Here is a 5895-nt window from a genome sequence, read left to right on the forward strand (position 1 = left end):
GTAAGCCCTATTCTTCCAGGTCAGGAGCACCTTTCCGCGTCTACGACCACCCCTCGGACACCTCAACGATGAAAGCCCGAGGTCAGCGTCGCATGATTGAGGACAGCCTCCTCGGTGACAACAAGCTTCTTCGTGCCCACCGACATCGCGTTCACGATAGCGGCGGACATGTCCTCGGTGACGGTGAGCTTCGGCGTCGTGATCGCGCCGTCCTTGATCGTCACCGCGGCCACCGAGCCGTCAGCGAGCGTGCCGTCAGGCTTCACCGAAGCGATGCGCAGCTCTGAGCCGGTGATCTTGTGGGCGGCGAAAGTCTCCGCGAACAGCTTGTCAATCACGGCTTCGGCGATCTTCGCGGAGCCGGTCACCTGGAGCTTGTGGACATCCAGGTTGGCGATGACCTCGGAGCGGATCTGCACCGCGCTCCAGGCGGAGCCGGTCCAGCGCCACTGCCCGAAGATCTGCCCCGAGCCGTCCACTCTCCACCACGTGTCGCCAGCCACCACGCCCTTGGTAGAGCCTGGCGCGGAAGTGGAGATGGTGATGGAGTTCTTGCCGTTGGCGGACGCCTTGATCTCGGCGGTGATCTCTCCACGCGCCGTGGCGAGAGCCGCGAGGGCATCCTGGAGGGCTTTGTCAGCCTTGGCCTTGGCATCGGCCGCAGCGTCAGCCTTAGCCTGGTCGGCCTTGGCGGTTGCATCAGCCGCTGCCGCCGCCTTGGCGGCCTGCTCCGCGAGGCTGGCGAGACGCTTAGCCTCCGCCTCCGCGGCAGTGCGAGCCGCCCCTGCCTCAGACTTGGCGACGGTCGCCGCAGCCGCCTCTGCCGCCGCCTGTGCAGCGTCCGCCTTGGCCTTCGCGTCGGCCGCCGCGGCCTTCTTAGCGGCAGCTTCGGCTGCGTCCGCCTTCGCCTTCGCGTCCGCTGCCGCAGCGGCCTTCGCGGCCTTCTCTGCCGCGCTCGCCTTGGCCGTGGCATCTGCCTTCGCGTCTGCCAGGGCCTTGTCGGCCTTGGTCTTGGCGTCAGCCGCTGCGTTGGCCTCGGCCTGCTCAGCCTTCGCCGTAGCGTCAGCCGCTGCGGCCTTCTCTGCCGCGATGCGGGCCTGCTCGGCCTGCTCCTCGGCGTAGCGCTTCGCAGCCTCGATGTCGGCCTCGGACGCGCCGGTGTCGATCAGGTCGGCGTAAGCCTTGGCCGCCGCCTCAGCCTCGCTAGCCTCGCGCTCGGCCTCGGCCTTGGCGATGCGCAGGGCCTCCTGTGCGGCACGAGCTTCCGCAGCCTCGACCTTCGCCTTGGCATCCGCCTTCGCCGCCTCTTCCGCAGCCTGTGCGTAGCCCTGGGCCTGCTCTGGCGTAGCCTTGCTCGCCGCCTCCGTGTACGCCTCATCGGCGCGAGCCTGAGCGTCCTTTGCGGCCTCCTCTGCGGCCACCGCATCTGTCACATCGAAGAACCCGATGTTGGCGACCCTGTGGCGGCTCTCCGTCTGTCCCGTGTAGTTGAACAGAAACCCGGCGCGAACCGACGCCGTAGGGGCGGGGAAAGCGGTAGTGGCAACTGCGCCGTTTCCGTCATGCACCCCACCAACGACCTGCGAATCATAGGGGGTCCACTCGTGGGGGATCCCCATCGGAACTAGCGGGTACATATACGCGCCGCCATAGAGCCCCTGCCCCACGGGGGTACCAGCCGCGAAAGTGCGTCCAGTCCATGGGGCTGAGAGGGTGACGGTCGTGCCAGAAATCGACGAGAACCTGGGGATGTGTCGCGTGTACTCGGTCCCCCAGTGCTTGCCAGATCCGTCGGTGTAGTCGTAGAGCGCGACAACCCTGTTCGGCGTTGCATTGTTCCAGTTGGCAGATGAGGCGAGCACCACCTCGGTATCCCCGGCCTCCAGCGGCTCAGCCAAGGTGGTGAGCGTATCTGCCCAGCGCGCATACATCGCCGTGGAGATGGTCTGCCCATCCGAATCGACCGGCGAGAGCGCCATGTAGAGCCGATCCGGGCCAGGCTTATAGTCCGGGTTGGCCTGCCGGGCCGTCGCACTCATCTTGTACTTACGGGACGGGTCGATGGCGATCTCTCGATCCATGAACGCGCCGCCTGGGACCTCGATCCCAAACGAGGCCCGCGCGCCCGTTGGGACATCGTCTGGATAGCGAGACCAGCTGTTGCGGATCTCGAAGTTCTCCATACCGAGCGCGCCGTTGCCGTTGTGGATCATGTTCGCCGTAGGGGACGTGGCGCGCTCCAGCGCACTATCCGCCGCTTCTCGCGCGGCCACGGCCTCGTTATGCGCGCCGCGGGCGTCAAGCGTCGCCTGATCCGCAGTGCGCTGCGCGGCCTCTGCCTTCGCCTGTGCGGCACTGGCATTGGCGACCGCAGTATCGGCACGCTGCTGGGCCTGCTGTGCCGCCTCGCGGGCGTCCAGCGCGTTCTGCGCCGCCTGAGCAAGCTCATCCGAGGTGGTGGGCACCCACTCGTCCGACTCCTCAAGGTAGACGTAGGTGGTCGCCCGCTCCTCGACCTCCGTGTCAGGATTGTCCTTGACCGGCTTGATCCAGATGTTCGCCGCGTTGCGATCCTCGCCCTGCGGCTCGGTCTCCTGAATGATCGTGCGCCCCTTGGACGCGGCGATGCCAGCCGCCTCAAGCGCCGCCTGGCTAGCCGCATTAGCCGCCGTCACAGCCTTGTCAGCGGTAGACTGCGCCGCCGTCACAGCATCGCGCGCCTGCGTCAGAGCATCACGAATGGGGTCAAGCGCCTCGTCCGTCGCAAAGTCCGCCAGACGCTCCTCCAGCTCCGCGAGATCCTGCGCCGCCTCCTCAGCCCTCGCCGCCAACTCCTCCCGCACAGCGGGAAGATCCGTCGTCTCGATCTCGTCCAGACGCTGACCCGTCCGCTCCGCCTCAGCCTCAGCCTCGGCAAGGCGAGCTTCCGCCTCCTGGAGCTTCGTGGTCGCCTCGTCCAGGCGCGCCCGTGCCTCGCCCAGGTCTGCGTCCAGGTCGCGAACCGACGTGAACCGGCCCTCGACCCCAGTCCACGTCACGTTCCCGCTCTCGCCCAAATCCTTGATACCAGCGGGGACGGTCTGGCGCTGCGAACTCTTAGCGTCCAGGCGGCGCATCAGGTCAGCGAGAGCACCCGCCGGGTCAGGGTTCAGATTCCGTCGGCCGACCATGAAAGCTCCTCTCCCAGCATGTCGGGCTGGCACTGCACCTGCACAAGATCCGACCCCAGCTCGTAGCGTGTCGCGATGACCCGCAGATCGTGGTCACCATCAGGCACCGACAGCCAGCCGTCAGCGACAACACGAACTAGCTCCCCGCACCACCATGTGCCAATCGGCGCGCCCACGGGATCGGCATTCACGGTCAGGTCGATCTGGTCCATCGCATCCAGGCGGACCGCCGCCGCGGCCTTCGACGCGAGGAGAGCACGACCACTCGCGGTATCTTCCACATCCGCGTCAGAGATCACCCGCTCCACTAGCGGCATCCACCGGGGCAGCTCCCGCGCGGTCCGATGCTGCAACGCAACCCCCGCGCCTTCACCCGCCCCGGTCGCATACACCCGGTGGGTCACATCGTCAGCATTCGTGGTGACAGCCATCGCGGCGACATCACCACGCGCCGCCGTCGCATCCCACACGACCGTCCGGTCCTGAGGGAGGGTCTGCTGCGCGTCCGTCCCGACCAGCAGCACCCACTCGAACCTGGTCCGCTCATCGTTGGCCCAACGGGGGCGGAACTGCACGTCCGGGCCACCGATGACCTCCGTCATCTCCACAATCCGCTTCCACGCCCCGTTATTGCTGACATTCCACGCCTCATACGTCCGCTCCCTGCGTCCCCTCACCGGGCCAGGCAGCACCACCGGGAGGCCACCGTTAGCCTTCGCAAGCGCGAGCCGCACAACCTCTGACACGAGCCCCCGAAACGAGAGCCCACGCAGCGCGACCACACCCCTGCGGATGTCACCGTGTGGCTCCGCGGGCAGCACCACACGGTCCTCCAGGAGCCACGACGGCCCCCGCCCGGCGAGGGTCACCGTCCCGGCCTGCCGGTCCTCCTGCGGCGCATCACTGATCGGGGCAGCGGACACGATCCGCTCCACCCCCACACTGTCCGCGTACGTGACGACGAGACAGCCAGACCGGTACGACCACCACTCGCGACTAACCCCGTCAAGGGAGGCGCGGGAGAACGTCACGCTAACCTCATCGTGACTATTCAACGTGTGCGCCACACTACCGGCGGACACATCGAGTTCCGCGCCCAGCTCACCCGTCATCGACCGGCCCAGATACACCCGCCACGTCACCGAGTCGACCCCTGATCCACGATCTTGCAATACGACGGCGGGATATCCGAGTCTCCGTTCCCGAGCGTGATCGCACCCGTACCAGTGCTGATCCACCGCTCCCGCTGCAGCGCCCACGTGTGCTCACCCGCAGTCACCCAGAAATCCACCTCATCCGTCTTCGTCTCCCACATCTTCGAGTGGTAGAACGTCAGCTTCGCCTTCACCTGATTGTCGATAGATAGGGTGTACAGCGTCGCTCCGGTCGGCTCCGCCGACATCGGCATACGGATAGGGTCCGTATACCCGGCCTCACACGCCGAATGACGAAAATCGAACATCAACCTGCGGTCAGCTGGCAGCACGAACCGGCCCGTCTTGATCGTCCGGCGCTCATTCGGAATCGCCACCCGATGCCCCAGCGCCTCATCCCACCGGTCAATCACACCCAGCGACCCGAACATCGACACCGCATGATCACGATCCACCCGCGCAGTTGTCGCCGTTGTGGCCGTCACCCCCGCTGGAACTGCCCGCACTGACAACGCGAACATCGTCTCGTCGTTCGCCTGCCGGACATGCACCTGACCATCCGAATCCACGAGCACATAGTCCGTGCGGGACCCGGATGTGGGGGCGGGGAGAGTCGCCACCTCCACGGCGGGGACAGGAACCTCGACCGCTTCCCGGTTCGCCCTCGACGTTTCCATCACGACCTTGCCGGGACTGACCCTGTACGCCATACCCGCGGTGCCGGAGACTTCGCAGCCCTTGACAATTCCGAAGGAATGATAATCCGCCCATATCAACCGGCGATGTTCCAGCGGCGTGAGCCCGTTACCCGCCGCGTCCGGGGCCTTACCCAATGCACCCATAATGTCTCCTCACATGTAGGTCGGGCGGATATGCCATTCCGCCCATCCGGTACCGAATTGCAACGGCGTGAACTCTGGGAAAACCGTTGCCCCAGGCGGGACGCTAATCCACTGCCTGAGCCCCGCGCGGTGCGTCTGATTCTCGGTACCCACCCAGATGCTGCCACTCATGTCAATCACCACCGGCGCACCCGGAAAAGTTGCGTGAGGCCACACCACCGACCGGCCACCAGCGCTCACCTGAAACCCGCTGGGGAAGTCCCCCGTCACGATCACCTGCGGGTACGCGACCGCGTTCCCGCTATTGCTGATCGGGTCCTGGGTGTCCACCGCCGTGCCGTATGAGAGAACCGGTTCACCAGCAGGATTCACGCGCTGCCCATACAGGGCATATTCGAGCCCCACACCCGTACCAATCGGATGCTGATACACCACCAGCTCATCCCCGTACAGGAACGGGGATGCTGAGAACAGCGGGATCTGTGCTTCCACATATCCAGCGTCCAGGTTCGTAGTGACCTTCACTTCACCATCAATCCGGACCGGGCAAGACAACTCCACCCCATCTTGACCGACAGCCAAGGAACCCCACTCACCATCGGAGAAAACCCCGGACAGAGCGCGCTCAATAGACCACAGCTCGCCCCGGTCCGTGGGTGGTGTCATAGCGTCGAAGCAACACCTCCGGTCGGCGGGGGTCTGATCGGTGGAGTGTGCGGATGGCGCGGG

4 protein-coding genes are annotated in these 5895 nt (G+C 65.9%); all 4 read right to left on the reverse strand.

Features of this window, described 5'->3' with window-relative positions; translation table 11 throughout:
- Positions 1-62: 62 nt before the first annotated feature.
- Positions 63-3170: a hypothetical protein gene (locus tag CJ197_RS15000; protein WP_146007797.1), complete on the reverse strand. Its 3108-nt coding sequence runs from the start codon at positions 3168-3170 to the stop codon at positions 63-65.
- Positions 3149-4201, reverse strand: coding sequence for a hypothetical protein (locus tag CJ197_RS14620; protein WP_233191019.1), 1053 nt, complete (start codon positions 4199-4201; stop codon positions 3149-3151). The genes CJ197_RS15000 and CJ197_RS14620 overlap by 22 nt, the downstream gene beginning before the upstream one ends.
- 107 nt (positions 4202-4308) lie before the next feature.
- Positions 4309-5166, reverse strand: coding sequence for a hypothetical protein (locus CJ197_RS14625; RefSeq protein ID WP_102237457.1), 858 nt, complete (start codon positions 5164-5166; stop codon positions 4309-4311).
- 9 nt (positions 5167-5175) lie between these two features.
- Positions 5176-5895 (reverse strand): hypothetical protein (locus tag CJ197_RS14630; RefSeq protein ID WP_233191020.1); only part of this gene is annotated, 720 nt, incomplete at its 5' end.

Source organism: Brachybacterium sp. UMB0905 (assembly GCF_002871795.1).
Classification (GTDB): Bacteria; Actinomycetota; Actinomycetes; order Actinomycetales; family Dermabacteraceae; genus Brachybacterium.